The following is an 18,753-nucleotide window of genomic DNA, read 5'->3' on the forward strand; positions in this document are numbered from 1 at the left end:
CTATGGCACACACATTACCAAGATTCAGCATCGGGCTGGTGAATTACAAAACGCTGGATTTGACCCGTACCTGTTTGAATTTTATCAAAAGCCATTTCGATAGCGGTGCGCTGGATGCCAATGCCGTCGACGTCTGGGTGGTGGATAATGATTCTGCGGATGAAAGTACAGCATACTTGCGCAGCCTGGACTGGATCCATTTAATTGAGCGCCCATCACGAGGCAAAGAGCAGGGGTTTGCTGCGCATGGTGAAGGCCTGGATTTGATTCTGGCTGCGATCAATACGGATTACCTGTTTTTGATGCATACCGATACCTTTATTTACGAGCCGCAAATTTTTCTTGATTGTTTGCAGCGTATGCAGCGCCAGCCTAATATTGCCGCGATTGGCTGTTTACATCAGTTAAACCGTGGCCATGTGCGTTTGTTCTGGCGCGCATTCACTGGCTTTTTCAAGTACCACAGCCGTCGTATCAAGCAGCAGCTAGGCCTGCCTGCACGCCAGGCCCGGCCTTACATTGAGCCGTATATCAAGAGCTTTTTTGCCTTGTGGAACGTGGGTTTGATGAAAAAGCTGGGATGCCGTTTTTATATGCAGCAACAGATTCCCGGCTATGTATTGCAGGATAAGCTGGTTGCGCAGGGCTATATCATTGAGCGCATGTCGCCGGCGCGTTTGTTTCGTTACCTTGACCATGTCGAGGCAGGAACGGTTGGGCTTGTGAGCGGGTATACTGCGCAAAACCGCCGTTTACAGCGCAAACAAGCCATGCTTAAACAATTACAGTCACAGCAGGAAACAACAAAATGACCATGACTGATGGGGTATTGCCAATTGAAATGGGAAATGGATTTTCCCTGGATATGCAGCAAGCCAAAGATATTGGCAGTTTGCTGGCTGAGGAGTATGCGCAAGCGCAGCCGTTTCCGCATGCGGTAATCGACAATATTTTTCCTGCCGCGTTTACACAGTTATTGCTGGATCACTTTCCGCAAGACCCCAAAGCGCATGACAAGGTGTATGAAAAAGGCTATGGCGGTACACATAAGCGTCAAATTTCACCCTATGACTGCGATGAAACCTTGCGCGCGGCGTTCGCCTTGTTTAACTCTGCTGCCATGTTGCAGTTTATTGAAACCCTGACCGGTTTTAAAGGCCTGTTACCAGACCCTTATTTCGCGGGCGGTGGCCTGCACGAAACGTCTGCTGGCGGCTTGCTCGGCATCCATGCTGACTTTCAGGTCAATGAAGGCCTGCAACTGTATCGCCGCGTCAATATGCTGGTGTATTTAAACCAGGACTGGCTGCCGGAGTATGGCGGTAATCTGGAGTTATGGGACCGGCAAATGCAGGCTAGGCAGCAAACGGTGGCGCCTTTGTTTAACCGTTGCGTGATTTTTAATACCGATGCTGACAGCTTTCATGGGCATCCTGATCCATTGACCACACCGGAAGGTATTACGCGTCGGTCGATCGCGCTGTATTACTACCAGGCCTTGCCTATCCCGAATGAACAGGGAGATTCTCGCCATACCTTGTATGTGGCCAGGCCGCATGATGATGCAGAGACAAAATCGCAAGTGAAAAAAATGATGAAAAAACGCGATAAACGGGCGAAAAAGTTATTCGCCGGGCAAGCTAGCTGGCTGCAGAAAATTGCGCAATGGTGGAAATCCCGCTAATGGTGGCAATGCATGACGCGATCATCGCGCCTGCCATGTGTGATGTTGTTGATAGCGCCACGGGCGCTATCCTGCTGTCTGACCAGTCTGCATTGACCGGGCTGGTCGCTGTGCGTGTTTTGCCACAGCGGCGCTGGGTATTTCGCGCGCAATGGTCTGGCAAGGCGGTGTTCGCCAAAGTATTTCTCGGTGCGCAGGCGGAAAAATATGCCTCACGCGATGCGCAAGGCGTACGTTGGCTCACGCAAGCAGGGTTGGCAACGCCTGCCTTGTTGTGGCAAGGACATTCCGCAGACCAGCGTGCCAGCATCTTGATCTACACCGCTATCGCGCCCGCAGATAATGCCGATGTGTTATACCAGACGTTGCCCCCTGAACAAGGCTTGCTGTTACTTAAACAATTGGTGCAAACCCTGGCCGCACAGCATGGGGCTGGTTTGGTGCAAACGGATTTGCATCTTAAAAACTTTCTACTGTCCGATAATAAAGTATGGTCGCTGGACGGTGATGGGATTCAGAAACATACCTTGAACCAGCGTCAGGCCTATCGGCAGTTGGCTGAGTTGATCTCAAAAGTACAGGTGTTGGATCAGCATGCCTGGGTGGCGCCCCTGCTGGCAGCGTATGATCAGGCGCGTGGGTGGCAAGCTACTTTGTTCTCATCCACATTGCTGACCTTGGTCAAGCAAATGAAGGCGCAAGAGGTTGAGCGCTATGTCACGCGTAAAATTTTCCGTACTTGCAGCGATGTCGCCTGGCAGCAAACCAGCCAGAGTGCGCAGGCGGTGAGTACGGCAGGCGGCTTGCATGCAACAGATTTGCCTGCACTTGAGGTGGCCATGCATGTCGGCAAGGTGTTGAAGCCAGGCAATACCTGTACCGTGGTGCATACGCATTTGCAAGACCAAGCCGTGGTGATCAAACGGTATAACATCAAAGACTGGCTACATGGCCTGAGCCGCGCCTGGCGACCCAGTCGGGCCGCGGCATCCTGGCGTAATGCCCATCGTCTGCAATATTACGGCATGCTGACGCCACAGCCATTGTTGATGTATGAGCAGCGCTACTGCGGCATGCGCGGCCGCGCTTATTTTGTGTCAGCTTACAGCCCATGGCCGGATGCACTGACCTTTTTCCAGCAGTGTACCGATAGCGATATGCGTGAGCGGGTTATTCACCAGCTGGTGACGCTGTGCTACCAGTGGTATTTGCTCAAGGTCTCTCATGGCGATCTGAAAGCCAGTAACCTGCAAGTCACCGATCAGGGCGAGATTGTGGTCATCGACCTCGATAGCATGCAGCAACATCGCCGTACACAAATGGCTTTGCGTGCACATGCCAAAGATATCCGCCGGCTGCTGCAAAATTGGAAACAGGATACTTCCCTGTATAATGCACTGCTTAAGTCGTTTAGCCTGATTTATCAGGACCATACGCCACTCAGGCTGGCGGGCATTTCCCTTTAGTTATTTCCATTAAATCATTACGCGAGTTTCTGCATGATTGTTTTAGGTTTATCCGGTGCCTTGGGGCATGACGCTTCTGCTGCCATTCTGGTGGACGGCAAGATTGTCGCTGCGGCGGAAGAAGAACGTTTTATCCGTGACAAGCACGCTAAAAATCACTGGCCCTACGAGGCGACACAATTTTGCCTGAAACAGGCAGGTATTACGCCGGATCAGGTGGATATTGTCGCTTTTCCTTACGGTGAAATTCCATTGACCTCGGCTGCGCGCTGGCATTATGCCAAGCGTTACTGGTATGCGCCTGATCGTGCGCTGGATGCGATTTTTAACGGTAACCGTCGTTTCCGTCGCAACCGTGACAAATCACTCAAGCTGATGGCCGAACTGGGCCTGACTAAAGCCAAATATGTGCCGGTAGAGCACCATTTGGCGCATGCTTCCAGTGCTTATCACCTGAGTGGGTTTAAAGAAAAAACGGCGATTGTCGGCATTGATGGCAAAGGTGAGTATGCGACTACCTTTTTCGGCTATGGCGAAAACGGCAAGATTCACAAAATAAAAGAATTCTATGACCCGGATTCGCTGGGTGGTCTGTATGGCGCCATCACTGAGTTTCTGGGCTTTGAAATGCTGGATGGCGAATTTAAAGTCATGGGCATGGCACCGTATGGCGACCCAAATAAATACGATTTAAGTCGTCTGGCCAAGTTTGAAAACGGTGAACTCATCATTAACACCGAATATGTCAATGTGGTGGGCTTGCGCCGTTATAAAGAGACCGATGCCGATGGTAAATCCAAAGGCTATTACTTTACGCCCAAGCTCATCGAATGGTTGGGGCCCAAGCGTAAAGGCGACGAGATCGATGACCCGTATATCCATTACGCGGCCAGCGTGCAGAAGCTGCTGGAAGACCTGGCATTGCAGATGATTGAGTATTACCTGGGCGACATCATCCGTGAAACCGGCAAGATTGTGATGGCAGGTGGTGTGGCGCTAAACGTAAAACTGAATCAACGTATTATTGCCTTGCCGCACGTGAAAGAGTTGTTTGTGCAACCGGCTTCTGGCGATAACGGCACTAGCCTGGGTGCAGCAACTTATGCTGCACATTTAGCAGGTGAAACTATCCATAAAATGGAGCATGCCTACCTGGGCCCGGCGTTCACCAACGAAGAGTGTATCGCCGCCTGTGAAGCGCACCCGGCCAAGCCTATTTTTACTCGTGTAGAAGATGGCCCGCGCAAGGCGGCTGAATTGCTGGCGGCAGGTAATCCACTGGCGTGGTTCCAGGGCCGTATGGAGTTTGGCCCGCGCTCATTAGGCTGTCGCAGTATCCTGGGCGACCCGAGTTTTCCGGGTGTGGCTGACCGTATCAATGCGCAAATTAAATACCGTGAGCGCTGGCGGCCATTCTGCCCCAGTATGCTGGACCGTGTGGCGGCCGATATTCTGCAAACAGAGCATCCGGCCCCATACATGACGTTCACTTTTAATGTGAATCCAGCCTGGAAAGCGCGCATTCCGGAAGTGGTGCATGAAGATGGTACGGCGCGTGCGCAGATTGTGACCAAGGAAACCAACCCGCGTTATTACGCGTTGATTGAGCACCTGGAGCAATTGCGTGGTAATGGCGTAGTGCTTAATACCTCGCTTAATCGCCGTGGCGAACCCATGATTTGCAGTCCGACCGATGCCTTGAATATGTTCCATGGCTGCGATCTTGAGTATTTGATGCTGGAAGATATTCTGGTCACCAAATCTATCTGAAGGCTGGTTTGAAGCGCGTGCGCTTCAAACTGGTTCCCTCAAACGGTTTATATTGTTTTAAGTCATTGAATCGTCTAAAAAAACAATCAAATTTGGTAATTCAGTTTGACGTCTTGCACCAGTTTGGCGATAATCGCAGGTAGGGAACCTGTTTGGATTCATATATATTACGACCCTAAACTGTGACTAAATAGCAAGTTCAAAGCAGTTCATCAGGATAGTTCATCAGGTAGTTAAAACACAGTTGAGCGATAGTCAATGAAACAATCTCACATTGAAGTAACAGAACGCATCATCGAGCGCAGCCGTCCGACCCGCAAGGCGTATTTGCAGCGTATTGATGATTACCTGAACCGTGAAAAAGGCCCGGATCGTCTGGGCTGTGCCAACGTGGCGCACGCGTTTGCGGCGATGCCACAAAACGACAAGTTCAAGATTTATGCCGAGAAACCAACGCATATTGGTATCGTCACGGCTTACAACGAAATGCTGTCTGCGCATCAGCCTTACGTGGACTATCCGGATATTATCCGTGATGAAGCCCGTAAATTGGGTGCAACCGTGCAGGTGGCAGGTGGTGTGCCAGCCATGTGTGATGGCATTACCCAGGGCGAACCAGGCATGGAACTGAGCCTGTTCAGCCGCGACACCATTGCCATGAGTACTGCGGTTGCTTTGTCTCATGATGTATTTGATGCTTCTTTATTGCTCGGTGTCTGTGACAAGATTGTGCCTGGCCTGTTGATCGGCGCGCTGCATTTTGGCCATTTGCCATGTGTGTTCGTGCCCGCTGGCCCGATGAGCACCGGTATCGATAACACCTCAAAATCCAAAGTCCGCGAGAAATACGCACAAGGCTTGTGTGACCGTGAAGAGTTGCTGGCGAGCGAGTCTGCGGCGTATCACGGTGCAGGTACCTGTACGTTCTACGGCACCGCCAACAGTAACCAGATGTTGCTGGAGGCGATGGGCTTGCATGTGCCTGGTGCAGCTTTTATCCATCCACACGATGGTATGCGCGAAGATTTGACGCGCGAAGCGGTGCGCCTGGTGATACAAAATACCAAAAAAGAAAAATTCGTGCCGATTGGCCGCCTGGTCGACGAACATGTGATTGTGAATGCCATGGTGGCCTTGCTGGCAACTGGTGGTTCAACTAACCATTTGATCCACTGGGTAGCCGTTGCACGTGCAGCCGGTATTATCATTGACTGGACTGACTTCCACTACCTGGCCAAAGCCACGCCTTTGCTGGCCAGTGTTTACCCGAACGGCAAAGCCGATGTCAACGAATTCCAGACCGCTGGCGGCCCTGGTTTCGTAATTCGCGAGCTGATCGAAGGTGGTTACATGTATCCCGATGTGTACACCGTCAGCGGTGGCGGCATGCGTGATTACGGTAAAAAACCGGAGAAAACAGCGGATAAACTGGTGTGGACCGACTACCCGGCTGAAAGCGGCGATGAAACCATTGTGCGTACCGCTGCACACCCATTTAATGAGTCTGGCGGCTTGCGCTTGCTCAAAGGTAACCTGGGTCGCAGCGTGATTAAAATTTCTGCAGTGCCTGAAGACCGTCATATTATTGAAGCGCCAGCCATTGTGTTTGATGCGCAAGAGGAATTGCTGTCAGCGTTTGATCGTGGTGAGCTGGAAAGAGACTTTATTGCGGTGGTTCGCTTCCAGGGCCCTAAAGCCAATGGGATGCCAGAGCTGCATAAACTGACACCGCCACTGGCTGTACTGCAAAACAAAGGTTTCCGTGTCGCGATTGTGACTGACGGCCGTATGAGTGGCGCGTCTGGCAAGATTCCAGCGGCGATTCACCTGAGCCCAGAGGCGAGTGCCGGTGGTGCGATTTCCAAAATTCGCAATGGCGACATTATTCGCCTCAACGGAACGGTTGGCCAGTTGAACGTGCTAGTGGATGAAGACACCTGGGCCGAGCGCGAAGCTGAAGAGCTGAGCGATGCCAAGCGTCATCACAATGCGCATGGCTTGGGTCGTGAGTTGTTTGGTGGTATGCGTAGAAATGTGCTGTCAGCCGAAGAAGGCGCGGTCACCTGGTTGTAAATTAAAATTGCGTCCTAATACGTCGTTGCAGTTCGCTTGCCGTACTATTCGTACTGTCTGCGCTTCTGCACCTAGTCTTGCTTAGCACTTTTAATTTACTGTTAAGCAGGCAATTAAAAAAAGTTTATTTATTTAGGTAAAGATTGAGAACATGAGCACATTAGAGTTAGCTAATCATGGCCCGGTGATTCCGGTCATTGTCATCAACAAAGTGGAAGATGCCGTACCAATGGCAGAAGCTTTGTTGGAGGGCGGCGTTAAAGTACTGGAAGTGACTTTGCGTTCACCTGTCGCCCTGCAAGCCATGGAACAAATCGCCAAGCACGTGCCTGACGCGATTTTGGGTTCCGGTACCGTGCGTAACCTGAAAGATGCACAAGCTTCTAAAGATGTCGGTTGCCAATTTGCAGTGAGCCCAGGCTATACCACTGAGTTAGGCCAATTTGCCCGTAAAATTGGCCTGCCATTGCTGCCAGGCGTGTCTACAGGCTCTGAAATCATGATGGCGAATGCCGATGATTACTATTTCCTGAAGTTGTTCCCAGCCGTGGCTGTGGGCGGTATCAACCTGCTCAAAGGCTTTGCTGGCCCATTTGCTGACGTGAAATTCTGCCCAACCGGTGGCGTGAGCGTTGAAAGCGCACCTAACTTCCTGGCGTTGCCTAACGTGGTTGTGTGTGGCGGTACCTGGTTGACACCGGCGGATGCGGTGGCGAACAAAGACTGGGCGCACATCACCAAACTGGCGAAAGAAGCTTCAGCGATTGTGGCGGCTAAATAAGCAAGTCACCGACGCAAATCGTCTATAATGAAGGCTTGTAGCAATACAAGCCTTTTTTATTATCCAGCCTATGTCCCAACGCCCAGACCTCTCCATCTATAAAACCATCGTGCTTGATTGCGATGGCGTTGTTCTCAATAGCAACCAGACCAAAGTCGATGCTTATTACAATACGGCCAAACGCATGGGAGGTAGCGATGAGCAAGCGCAAGCCTTTGTCGATTACCATATCAAACTGGGGAGTATCCCGCGTAATGACAAGATCCGTTATTACATTACCGAGATCATTAAGCAAGCGCTAACGCCCGAATTATTCCAGGCGTTTATGGATACGTTTACCGAGATTCTGGACGAAACCTTAATGCAGTGCGAAGTCGCACCGGCGTTAATGGATTTAAAGCAAAAGACGGCACAGGCCAAGTGGATGCTGATGTCGGGCGGCGATCAGGAAGAGCTCAGAAGTATTTTCCCTCGGCGTGGACTGGATGCTTTGTTCGAACTTGGCATTTACGGTGGCCCCACTAAAAAGAACGAGCATCTGGCACAGATGATTGCCGATGGCAGCATAGCGTTCCCCGCATTGTTTATTGGTGATAGCCGTTTTGATCACCAGGCATCGACAGGTGCCGGGCTGGATTTTATTTTTGTTGCCGATTGGACCGATATGCCGGATTGGAAAGCTTACTGTAAGGAACATCAAGTCATGGTATGTCATCATCTCGAGTTGCGCCCGCACGAGGCATTTGTCTAACTTCGCTACTATGTTTACGCGATGAAAGTTTACGCGATGAAACCATCTAACAATGCCATTTTTCGGCTTTTCTTATTACTAACTACCTTGCATATGTTGTGGGTGACCTGGGGATTTCTCTCTGAAGGTGTCGCTGCAGCAACCAGTCTGTCGTGGGTTTTCCATTTATCTGCCTGGGGATTTTATGCGTTTCTCTATAGCTTGATCGTTGTATTGCCAGCCTGGCTGGCGAGCTTATTTCTTAGAGCTTACCCGCGATTAGTGGCTGCGCTGGCGATTGTACTGAGTAGTGCCGGGCTCATGTTTATTAAATCAGATCTGATGATTTATGACTTGTATCGCTTTCACTTTAATGGATTTATCTGGAACCTGATGACGACCAAAGGTGGCCTTGCTTCGTTGGGCACCAGTGGTGGTACTTACGTCTCGATCGCTGGTTCAGTCTTGCTTGTGGCGGTGATTCAAACCATTTTCTGGATCATCAGTGTAAGTTATACACAATTCAAGCTTGCCAGAATCTCTGCGATTGTCATCTGGATATTGGCCCCCATCTTATTTGTGATTCAGGGGTTGATTTATGGCATTAGCGATGTGAAAAACATCGGTGCCGTTTTAGACACGGCGGAGGTGTATCCTTTTTATCGGCAGGTGTTGATGCGCTCGTTGGCAGCACGGTATGGGATGGATATTGAGCGACGCCATAATCATCGCTTGTCCGTGGATACGGCAAGGCTGCATTACCCATTGCAAGCCATCAACTATCAATCGGTAAATCATTCACCGAATATTGTGATCTTCGCTGCGGAATCCCTGCGTTGGGACAGGCTAACGCCTGAAATCATGCCTAATAGTTGGCAACTTGGTCAGCAGGGTAGCTTATTCACGCAGCATTACTCCAGTGGCAATGGTACACGGGAAGGGCTGTTTGGCATGTTTTACGGCTTATATGGCTCTTATTGGTCCAGCTTCTTGCATGCTCAGCAATCGCCTTTGCTGATGGATAGATTGCAGTCCCTGGGCTATCAGTTTGATTTGCGCACCAGTGCAAAATTCTCTTACCCGGAGTTTAATAAAACCTTATTCGCTAAGTTTTCGTTGGCAGATTTGCATGAAGCAGATGAAAGCATGAGCCCATGGCAGCGGGATGAGTGGAATGCAAGCCAGCAAATTGCTTTTCTCAAACAGCGAGACCATAGCAAACCGTTCATGAGCTTCTTCTTTTTTGAGTCTACTCATGCCCGGTATGACTTCCCTGACCAGGCGGTCGTTGCTTCGCCTTATTTGGGTGATGTGAATTATTGGGGGATGTCACGTGCCTCTTTGCAGCCAAGGATAGGCGAGTTCAAAAATCGCTACTCTAATGCGGCGCATTGGATAGATATGCAAATTGGACGTGTATTGGAAGAATTGCGTAGCCAGGGTTTATTAGAAAATACGATTATCATTATTACTGGTGATCATGGCGAAGAGTTTCTTGAGAAAGGCAACTGGGGTCATAACTCCACCTTTGTTGAAGAGCAAACGCACGTGCCTATGGTCGTGTGGATGCCTGGTCGTACGCATGCCGAGATCGATCATGTGAGCAGCCATCTGGATATTTCACCTACGCTACTGCAAGCCCTGGGAGCCCCTGTTGATGCCAACAGCTACTCATTGGGCCGTAATCTTTACGATACGCAACAGCGCGATTTTATCGTCGTGAGCGACTGGCGAACCATCGGTGTGTTGACGAATGACATGAAGTATCGAATTGCCTACCAGCAAAACGGGATGAAGCATTACGTGCCGACGGGGCGCAATGATGAAGTGCTGGATGCCGAACAACAGGCTGCCCTGACCGCTGAGCATCAGCCGCAATTGTTGCAGGCGATTAAAAATTGTTCACGTTTTATGGCAAGCTTTAAAGACTGATGACCATGAAACAAGAGGTAGACTTTGCTGCTGGCAATCAGCTTCCACCAGACATTCTGGCGCGGCCTAATCTGTTTGAGTACCTCATGCATATTGACGGACAGGTCTTCAGAGCCGTTGCGACCAGGCAGACGGTCAAGGTTAAGTTCGGGCAGCGCTACTATTTTATCAAGCGCCACAACGGCGTGGGCTGGTTAGAGATTTTAAAAAACTGGATGACCTTTAAACGTCCGGTGGTCAGTGCGCGTAATGAAGTCGAGGCGATTCAAGCGCTGACAGATCTTAATATTCCAACGACACCTTATGTCGCCCATGGCGTGCAAGGTTGTTTACCCGCGAGCCTGCGCTCTTTTGTGATGACCGAGGATCTTGGGGATATCGTCACTCTGGAAGATTTGGCGCTGATCTGGCAGACACAAGCTCCGCGATTGCAATACAAGCGGACGCTGATTCGTCGTGTGGCTGAAATTGCCGGCAGATTGCATGCACATGGCATTTATCACCGGGATTTTTATATCTGCCATTTCTGCTTCAAACGTGAAGAAGGCGGGCAATTACCGCCACCGCTCTATGTACTAGACCTGCATCGGGTTGAAATACATCAGCCACCTTCTGCACGCATGCAAATCAAGGATCTGGCAGCTTTGTATTTTTCAGCCATGGATGTAGGTTTAAACCGAGGTGACTGGCTAACTTTTTTAAGGTATTACTACGCAGCGTGGCCAGCCTTGAATTGGAGAGTGCAGATACGGGGTGCGATCTGGCAACAGGTCAGTGCAAGGGCGGCCAGGTTATATGCCAAGTATCAACGCAAGGTGCGCAGTGGCGTAGCCATGTAGCTTAGTCGCTAAGCGCCTCAAGTACCGAGGCGCTAGTGTTAAATTGTACCGTGCAGCTTGGTGTAAATCATGCCCGCCAGTTCGAAGTCTTCGTGATAGTCGATATCAACCACCATATGGTTAGTTTCAAATAAATACGGGTTGACGCCGATATGATAGTGAAAGCGGTTAACGGTTTCACGCTTGAGAATAAACAGGCTCCACAATACTGAATACAGCTTGGGCAGGTCTTGCGACACTTTATGCCAGTAGCCAAAGCCATAGTTGACAGGATTACCCTTGGCGTCGAGTAAATGGCCTTTAAACGGCTTGACTGCGACCAGCGAGTCATAATCATTACGCACGGCCTTCCAGGCTTCCAGCGCCTCTTTAAACTGATTAAACAGCGGTGAAGTCACTTGTATCCACATGATGTCATCATCGCCAGGCAGCGGGTCGGTCAATGCCTTAACCAGGTCTGGCTGGTAAATTTTGTTGCCGGTGAGTGAGTCATCGCGATGCATGAAGTGAAAGCCATACTTGTCGCATAATGGTTTCACCAGCTCTGCGCTCTCAGAGGATACATAGACATTTTCTGGCGACTCAAAGGTCAGAATTTGTTTGGCTTTAATGTCAAACAGGGAGTCGTCCTGGTAAAACGGACGGATATTTTTATGTGGAATACGCGTTGAGCAGGTCTGAAGTGGAATAATAATTTTCATAATAAGATCATTTCTTAGAAGATGTATGTTCTTCTATCTGCTGCAAAGCCTCGGTAAAAGAAATTTTTGGAATAATGTGCGCAGGTAATGCGCTTTGCTGCGACAGATTATATAACTTAACACCGGTTTTTTCACTGGCTTGGCGCGCCAGTTCAAAGCAGCCACGGATATGTGGCTCGTAATAGCGTAAAAAGTCAGGGGCAGGGTTGTTTTTGTCAGCATAGAAATGCGTTTTACCCGTCCCGCCTAAATCCATGCCCACAATATAAATCGCACTGTAACCAAGGCCAAACGCCAGTTGTACCGCCCAGGTGGCCACTGTTTTGCCAGCAAAAACGCCTTTTTTCAGGTTGTGGCTGAAGCCAATGGCGCGGCAGTAAGGCAGTAGGTCCGCGGCAAGAGCGATCTCCGTATCCTGTTGAAAGCGTTGCAGGCATTGCTTGATACTCTCACGTGCCACGCCGTATTGTCTGGTCGCAGACTCAATCAAGTAAATATTGCCTTGCTGTAATAACTCAGGCGCACGTTCGGCAATGATACTTAAGCCTTCAAAGCTGAAGAAGCAGTGCGCACCGGAGCGTATTGAGTCGACAACACATTGCCACTGGCGTTTAAATACGCGGTGATCGACAATAATGCTGTGGGTAGGCGCGAGCCCCGCCTCCAGAAACTTCTTGATGGCACAATTCAGGCTGATCGTTGGATAAGGCGCAATTTTCTGCAAATCAATATCAGCTAAAGAAGGGCCCGAGGCCACAATCCAGCAAGGCCCATGTAATGTGTGGCTGAGTGTGTGTGCAAAAGGAATCGTCGCCAATGGCTGTTTTTTCCATAGCACAGTACATGCCGTTTCACTACGCAGCAGGTCGAAATCAGGGTGGCAATTGTATTGATGCTTGAAACACGATCCGAGCAGCAATCGCCTGAAGCCACAATGCAGTTTATGTAACACCTTCATAGGCATGCACTATTTTTGATCCAGCCATTGTCTGAACGGTGAGAAACCGTGTATCAATACAATATACAAGGCAATCATGCTGAGTGAAAAGTTTCTGAACTCATCTTTTGTGGTGAAGTTAAGAAACAATAGCAGGTTGGGGATGAAAATGCCTAATGTATAGTGTTTAAGCATGTCGTCCATCTGTTGCCAGCCTGCTCTGATCCAATAAACCAGCCACGGCAATACCAATACATTTTGGATGGTTGGCGAAAATAGGCCAAGGGTATAGAAATCACTCAATTTAAAGTAGTTGACCGGGTTGAGCCAGAACTTGGCGTTATCCAGTAAATGAAAGTGCAGGGCCGTATCTGTATTGCCTGTGTACGGTGCAATGATCCATTCGCGGATCAGGAAGCAGGCAATAAACTGCAAGGCAAAATAGGCCACGCGTTTTTGCATGGGGTAATCTTTGCCATGTAGAAAGAAGAAGCCAAAGGCTGCGACAAAGGCCGTCTCCTTATTAAAAGCGGTCAGCATTAACAGGACAGAGGCCAGTAACTTTCTATTCGTTAAGAAATAAAATGTACTGACAGTAATGCCCAGTAATTCAAAAAAATCATAAAAATAGCCCCCACGCTTGAAGGTGAGGGGATACATCAGGCTAAACAGGACCACAGCCAATATAGACGCAGAATAGTTTGAAGAGAAGTGCAGGAATATTTTGCGCAGATAGATTAATGTGATTAAAAAGCTCAGCAAGGTGAGCCCGTACATCAGGTGATAGTCAAGCGCAACACGAGGCGTCCATTGCTCAGCAGGGATGTCGTGGAAAAAATGGTTTTTCAGTTTGTCTGAAGAGATAATACGATGAAACAGTTGCTCCTGTTTTTCCGCCGGTAAATGTTGCACGGCCATATCCGCCAGGCGCGGTACAGCCGAACGGTAGACATAGGGTTGATAGGCGCTACCATCAATTACGCCAACCAGCGAAGCATAACGGGAGTCGTCACGAAATCCCCATTTAATGAAAAAACTGTTACAAACGTTAGCGGTACAAGCGAACAATATCACCCATACAATGCTGAAACGGAGTAAATGTTTAAAGTTTGATTGCCAATAAGGCGTGATCAGCGGCCTGTTTTTAAAGATCTGATGGATCATATGCGATGAGAAGAATTATTGTTTTAATTATGAGATAAATGTTTTATTACGAATTTTAACTTATTTGTGATGGTTTTAATCAGCGTCCCTGCTGAAAATTAACACTTTTGATTTTTTTCGCCAGCCATATAGCGTTTTTACCAGGCTGAAATGATGCTGCGTTAAAATTTGCTGTGCCTGTTGTTCATAGGCTATATCAGCCTCGTGTTTGCTAATCGTGATCATATAGTAGTCATACTTTTCAATTTCTTGATCAGAGACCAGTTGCGGGAATAAGCTGTAACCAAGCAACCTGTTAAGGTAAGGTTGCTTTGCATAAAATCTGGCATTTTCCGTATCGTAGAACACCGGTTTATGCTGTGTATTAACGCTTTGAATGTAATTGACTGCCTGCCTATCGAGGTCGATTGCATTACGATCGTACAGTGAATATATGAGCAAGCAGGCCAGCAGCGAAGCGAGCACCATGCTTACCCATTTTGGCCAGCGGTTTTGTAATTCAGTGATGGCAAAAGCCGCGAGGGTTAGGACAATAATGCCGGAGGAGATGACATAGCGGCTGGAGAGTACAAACACATTGAGAATGATCACCAGGCTGACCGTGAAGCTGATCAATAATGTTGCAACCACCAGGTGCCTGGTGTGTTCTGACAGTTTGAACCACCAGGTAGGTTTAGGCCAAAGGACAAGAAGCAATGCCGGTAAACCAGCTACTTTCAGGGTTTTAAAGGATGCGATAAGAATCAGACTGGCCCACAAACTGAACACACTATAATCATCGAGGTCATCCCCTAGTACCTGTTTGCCGATAATGTCTGCTTTCTGATTAATGAAAGAAATACGCTCACTGAATAAATTGGCCAGTTGCGTAATAATTTCTTGCAGACGCCCAAGTTGCTGGATATGTAAGACACCCGCAAGAATGGCAATGCCAAGAATGGTTGCCGTTATTAAAGCGATGGTGTTAGCTTGTAACCATAGTTTGATACGTTGAGGCCAGGCAATGGCCTGATGCAGTAGCAAGAACAGGGGTAAGGCCAGCAAATAGGCGGAGGCTTCTATCCGGAATAATACTGCGATAGCCATCGTGCATTGGAACATCAAGATATCATGCCAGCGTTGGTGCTTGAGTGTGCGCAGCCAATACACCAATCCCCAGGTATAAGCCGCCCAAAAACCTTCATCTCTGAGTAGCATACCTAATACATCGCCGATGATGTATTGCGTTGAGAACAGTAACAAAAGTCCCCAATGCAAGGTGCGCATTTTTGCCCCTGCTTCTAGCAACAGGCGTTGAAAGCCTGCCACAAACAGCACAAAGCATGCGATGTTCAAACCAATGGCGGCAGTGTGGATATCAATGCCGCTTAGTATATGTATCAGCGCCAGCAGGCCTGGATAAAAAATCCAGGTAAACAGGCTAAAGGCTTGTTGAAATTCACCAGCGGCGATGAGTCTAGCTTGCTCAAAGTAAAGTAGCGAGTCATTGTTCACCCAGCCGTGCTGGTTATACATGATCTTGCAGGCAATGAGGAACGCAGCCAGCAGATAAAAGCCTAGCCACTGCCGGGGCGTGATTTTTCCTAAAGAAAGCCTGAGGTTCACTTTATCATCTCCAAATATGTGCGCGTCAGTTTGGCTTGGATGGTATCAGGTTGGATCTGCCGCAGGCAGTTGAGATGCCCCAGCGGGCACACGCGTTCAAAACATGGGCTGCATGAAAGCCCTAGATATTCAACCACTGCATCCGGGTGCATGGGTGGCGTATGCTTGGGATCAGACGAGCCATAAATCGCAATCAGTTTTTTATCCAGCGCTGCTGCGACATGCATGAGGCCTGAGTCGTTGCTGATCACGGTATGGCACAGTGACATTAAATCAATGGCTTCCCCCAGTTTGGTGCTGCCAGCTAGGTCGATACAGCGTTGTTGCGTGAGTTGCTGGATATTTGTCGTGACCGGCTTATCTTTTTCTGAGCCAAACAGCCATACTTGCCAGCCTTGGTTCAGGGCATGGTTTGCCACTTCTGCGTAATACTCTGCGGGCCAGCGTTTGGCTTCGCCATACTCTGCCCCCGGGCATAGCCCGAGCACAGGTTTGTCAGTATTCCCAATCTTGAATGTTTTTAATAATGTGTTGGCATGTGCCGGGTCAGATCGTAATGCTGGTTGCGGTAATTGTGCGGGCAGGGCAGCATTTTTTGGCAAGCTAAGTGCGACAAAGCGCTCCACGGTTTTTTTAAGCACTGTTTTATCCAGTGGACGCATATCATTCACCAGGCCATAGCGCATTTCGCCTTTAAAGCCAGTGCGGACAGGAATCTTGGCCGCCCACGGCAGAATCGCTGATTTAAGGCTGTTAGTGAGCAAAATCGCTTGCGTAAACCCTTGTCCTGCCAATGAACGGCCGAATTGAAAGCGTTCGCGCAACGCCAGGTCGCCATGTTTAAACGGTAGCGCAATGGCTTGTGACACTTCCGGCATTCTGTCCAGCAATGGCATGGTCCAGGCTGGTGCGGCAACGGATATTTGGCAATTTGGTTGCTCGATTTTGAGCTGTTTGAACAGGCTTTGCGCCAACACCATATCGCCCACCCATGACGGGCCCATCACCAGTATCTTGTTCATGCGTGCAGTTTTTTAATCAGGTTGGTGGTGCTGCGGCCTTCTACCAGGTCGATCAGGGCAATTTCGCCTCCCCACGACAGCACTTCTTTGCCGCCTACCACTTGCTCAGCAGTATAGTCACTACCTTTGGCAATCACGGCTGGTTGGATGGCATTGATCAGCGCGAGCGGGGTATCTTCGTCAAACAGGATGACAGCATCAATAGACTCTAGCGCCGCCAGGACACGGGCACGATCCTGTTCGTTAACCACTGGCCGCGTCGGGCCTTTTAACGCAGAGACTGAGCGATCAGTATTCAGGCCCAGGATCAGTTTGTCTCCGCATTTTTTGGCGCCTTCAAGGTAGGTGACATGCCCGGCGTGCAATAGGTCAAAGCAGCCGTTGGTAAAGACGATTTTTTGTCCTTGTTGTTTCCATGCTGCGACTTTTTGCAGCAGGCCTGGCAATTCGCATACTTTATGTGCTTGTTCGCTGCCTTGTGCGGTGGCAATGGCGTCTACCAGGTCAGCCTTGGTAATCGGCACAGTGCCTACTTTGCCGACAACGACACCGGCAGCAATATTGGCGAGTGACAAACTATCCAGCGCACTCAAGCCATGCATAAGTCCGGCTGCCAGTGTGGCAATGACGGTATCGCCAGCGCCAGATACATCAAACACTTGTTTGGCCGTGGCGCTTAAATGATCGGTACGGTCAGCAATCAGGGTAATGCCTTCTTCACCACGTGTGACGGCCAGGAAATCCAGCGCCAAACGGGACTTGAGTGCAGTGGCCTTCTCTATGAGTGCTGCGTCATGGACTTGCGTATCGCAGGCCTCAGCTGTTTCTTTTTTGTTGGGCGTGAGCGCCGTCGCACTACGATATTTGTCATAGTTGCGCCCTTTAGGGTCGACCAATACCGGGATGTTATGTTGGCGACAATGATGAATCACATGCTGGCATAGTGGCTCGGTCAGCAAGCCCTTGGCGTAGTCTGACAGAATCACCAGCGCCGGTTGTTGCGCCAGGGCTGTGTTAATAGTTTCAGTTGCAGTTTTTGCTTCTGCCGCTGAGAGTTCAGTGGTGATTTCCTGATCCAGACGCATCATTTGCTGATGCCCGCCCAGAATACGTGTTTTGGCAATAGTGGGGCGCGTGGCTGAGTTGATCATGGCCGATGTATCTATGCCACAGCCTTGCATGGCTGCCAGTAATAGCTGGCCTTCGTTATCCGCTCCCACCAGGCCTACCATACGGGTTTTGATGCCCAACAGTGCCAGGTTGGCCGCGACATTGGCCGCGCCGCCTGCGCGTTGTTGCTCTGATTTGATCAATACCACCGGCACCGGTGCTTCAGGTGAAATGCGATTGACCTCACCCATCAGGTAACGGTCCAGCATCACATCGCCAATGACCAGCGCATGCTGTTTTTGTTCGCCAAAATGGGCAACCAGCGTTGCCGTGTTGTTATTCAATACCGTTGCAGTCATCAGGATTCCAGAATTTCACACAGGCAGTGACCAATGAAAATATGCGCTTCCTGAATGCGGGCGGTGACGCTGGAGGGGACGACGATATTGTGTGTACACAGCACATTCAATTTGCCGCCGCTACCGCCAGTCAGGCCTATGGTTGTTGCGCCAATGTCATTAGCAGCTTCAATCGCACGCACCACATTGGCACTGTTACCACTGGTGGTCAAGCCAATCAGGATATCTTCGGGGCGGCAAAGTGCTTCGACCTGGCGCGCAAAAATATAGTCATAGCCATAGTCATTACCGACTGAGGTCAGGATAGACGTATCCGTTGTCAAAGCGATGGATGGCAAGCCCTTGCGTTCTTTTTTAAAGCGGCCAACGATCTCTGCAGCAATGTGCTGGCTATCCGCCGCGCTGCCGCCGTTACCGCACAGCAACACCTTGCCGCCACGCTGAATACAGTCGCGCAGCAAATTGCCAACATCGCTAATCAGCGGAAATAGCGGTTCCAATGCCTGAAACATCGCCACATGCGCCGCGTGCTCACCTTTAAGATATTCAATATGATTCATATCGCTCACAATTTCTGAAG

The 18,753-nt window shown here is 49.6% G+C and carries 16 protein-coding genes; 9 read left to right on the forward strand and 7 right to left on the reverse strand.

Annotated elements, in window-relative coordinates; all coding sequences use genetic code 11:
* Positions 1-2 precede the first annotated feature (2 nt).
* From GQ52_RS09865 to rfaP, 9 genes are all read left to right on the forward strand, one after another.
* Entirely contained in the window at positions 3-812 is an 810-nt protein-coding gene (locus tag GQ52_RS09865; protein WP_235273121.1) for a glycosyltransferase, read from the forward strand.
* Complete coding sequence (locus GQ52_RS09870; RefSeq protein WP_047517292.1) at positions 809-1,684, forward strand: 2OG-Fe(II) oxygenase; 876 nt, start codon at positions 809-811, stop codon at positions 1,682-1,684. The genes GQ52_RS09865 and GQ52_RS09870 overlap by 4 nt, the downstream gene beginning before the upstream one ends.
* 8 nt (positions 1,685-1,692) lie before the next feature.
* Entirely contained in the window at positions 1,693-3,150 is a 1,458-nt protein-coding gene (locus tag GQ52_RS09875) for a lipopolysaccharide kinase InaA family protein (RefSeq protein ID WP_235273123.1), read from the forward strand.
* A gap of 33 nt (positions 3,151-3,183) precedes the next feature.
* Positions 3,184-4,920, forward strand: a complete 1,737-nt coding sequence (locus GQ52_RS09880) for a carbamoyltransferase (protein WP_047517296.1) — start codon at positions 3,184-3,186, stop codon at positions 4,918-4,920.
* A gap of 258 nt (positions 4,921-5,178) precedes the next feature.
* Complete coding sequence (gene edd, locus GQ52_RS09885; protein ID WP_019882800.1) at positions 5,179-6,993, forward strand: phosphogluconate dehydratase; 1,815 nt, start codon at positions 5,179-5,181, stop codon at positions 6,991-6,993.
* A gap of 151 nt (positions 6,994-7,144) precedes the next feature.
* Positions 7,145-7,774 (forward strand): bifunctional 4-hydroxy-2-oxoglutarate aldolase/2-dehydro-3-deoxy-phosphogluconate aldolase, encoded by a 630-nt coding sequence (eda, locus tag GQ52_RS09890; protein ID WP_019882798.1) that lies wholly within the window; start codon positions 7,145-7,147, stop codon positions 7,772-7,774.
* Positions 7,775-7,844: 70 nt separating this feature from the next.
* Positions 7,845-8,525, forward strand: a complete 681-nt coding sequence (locus GQ52_RS09895) for an HAD family hydrolase (RefSeq protein ID WP_047517299.1) — start codon at positions 7,845-7,847, stop codon at positions 8,523-8,525.
* Between the two features lie 36 nt (positions 8,526-8,561).
* The gene (locus tag GQ52_RS09900) at positions 8,562-10,436 is read left to right on the forward strand and encodes a sulfatase-like hydrolase/transferase (RefSeq protein ID WP_161792010.1); all 1,875 of its coding nucleotides are present in this window, start codon (positions 8,562-8,564) and stop codon (positions 10,434-10,436) included.
* Positions 10,437-10,441: 5 nt separating this feature from the next.
* On the forward strand, positions 10,442-11,275 hold the full coding sequence (rfaP, locus tag GQ52_RS09905; protein WP_052179157.1) for a lipopolysaccharide core heptose(I) kinase RfaP: 834 nt from the start codon (positions 10,442-10,444) through the stop codon (positions 11,273-11,275).
* Positions 11,276-11,313: 38 nt separating this feature from the next.
* On the opposite strand, the gene GQ52_RS09910 is transcribed toward rfaP, so the two are convergent.
* From GQ52_RS09910 to GQ52_RS09940, 7 genes are all read right to left on the reverse strand, one after another.
* A complete protein-coding gene (locus GQ52_RS09910) occupies positions 11,314-11,976 on the reverse strand; it encodes a CMP-N-acetylneuraminic acid synthetase (protein ID WP_047517300.1) in 663 nt (220 codons plus the stop codon).
* A gap of 7 nt (positions 11,977-11,983) precedes the next feature.
* A complete protein-coding gene (locus GQ52_RS13765) occupies positions 11,984-12,934 on the reverse strand; it encodes a 6-hydroxymethylpterin diphosphokinase MptE-like protein (RefSeq protein ID WP_052179097.1) in 951 nt (316 codons plus the stop codon).
* A gap of 9 nt (positions 12,935-12,943) precedes the next feature.
* Positions 12,944-13,981 (reverse strand): hypothetical protein, encoded by a 1,038-nt coding sequence (locus tag GQ52_RS09920; protein WP_152604425.1) that lies wholly within the window; start codon positions 13,979-13,981, stop codon positions 12,944-12,946.
* Positions 13,982-14,152: 171 nt separating this feature from the next.
* Positions 14,153-15,682 carry a hypothetical protein gene (locus tag GQ52_RS09925; protein WP_047517305.1) on the reverse strand — a complete coding sequence of 510 codons (1,530 nt, stop codon included), beginning with the start codon at positions 15,680-15,682 and terminating at the stop codon, positions 14,153-14,155.
* On the reverse strand, positions 15,679-16,704 hold the full coding sequence (gene waaF / locus GQ52_RS09930; protein ID WP_047517307.1) for a lipopolysaccharide heptosyltransferase II: 1,026 nt from the start codon (positions 16,702-16,704) through the stop codon (positions 15,679-15,681). The genes GQ52_RS09925 and waaF overlap by 4 nt, the downstream gene beginning before the upstream one ends.
* Positions 16,701-18,173 carry a D-glycero-beta-D-manno-heptose-7-phosphate kinase gene (gene rfaE1 / locus GQ52_RS09935; protein ID WP_047517309.1) on the reverse strand — a complete coding sequence of 491 codons (1,473 nt, stop codon included), beginning with the start codon at positions 18,171-18,173 and terminating at the stop codon, positions 16,701-16,703. The genes waaF and rfaE1 overlap by 4 nt, the downstream gene beginning before the upstream one ends.
* Positions 18,173-18,733, reverse strand: a complete 561-nt coding sequence (locus GQ52_RS09940) for an SIS domain-containing protein (protein WP_019882790.1) — start codon at positions 18,731-18,733, stop codon at positions 18,173-18,175. The genes rfaE1 and GQ52_RS09940 overlap by 1 nt, the downstream gene beginning before the upstream one ends.
* Positions 18,734-18,753 lie beyond the last annotated feature (20 nt).

Source organism: Methylophilus sp. Q8, from assembly GCF_000800115.1.
GTDB lineage: Bacteria > Pseudomonadota > Gammaproteobacteria > Burkholderiales > Methylophilaceae > Methylophilus.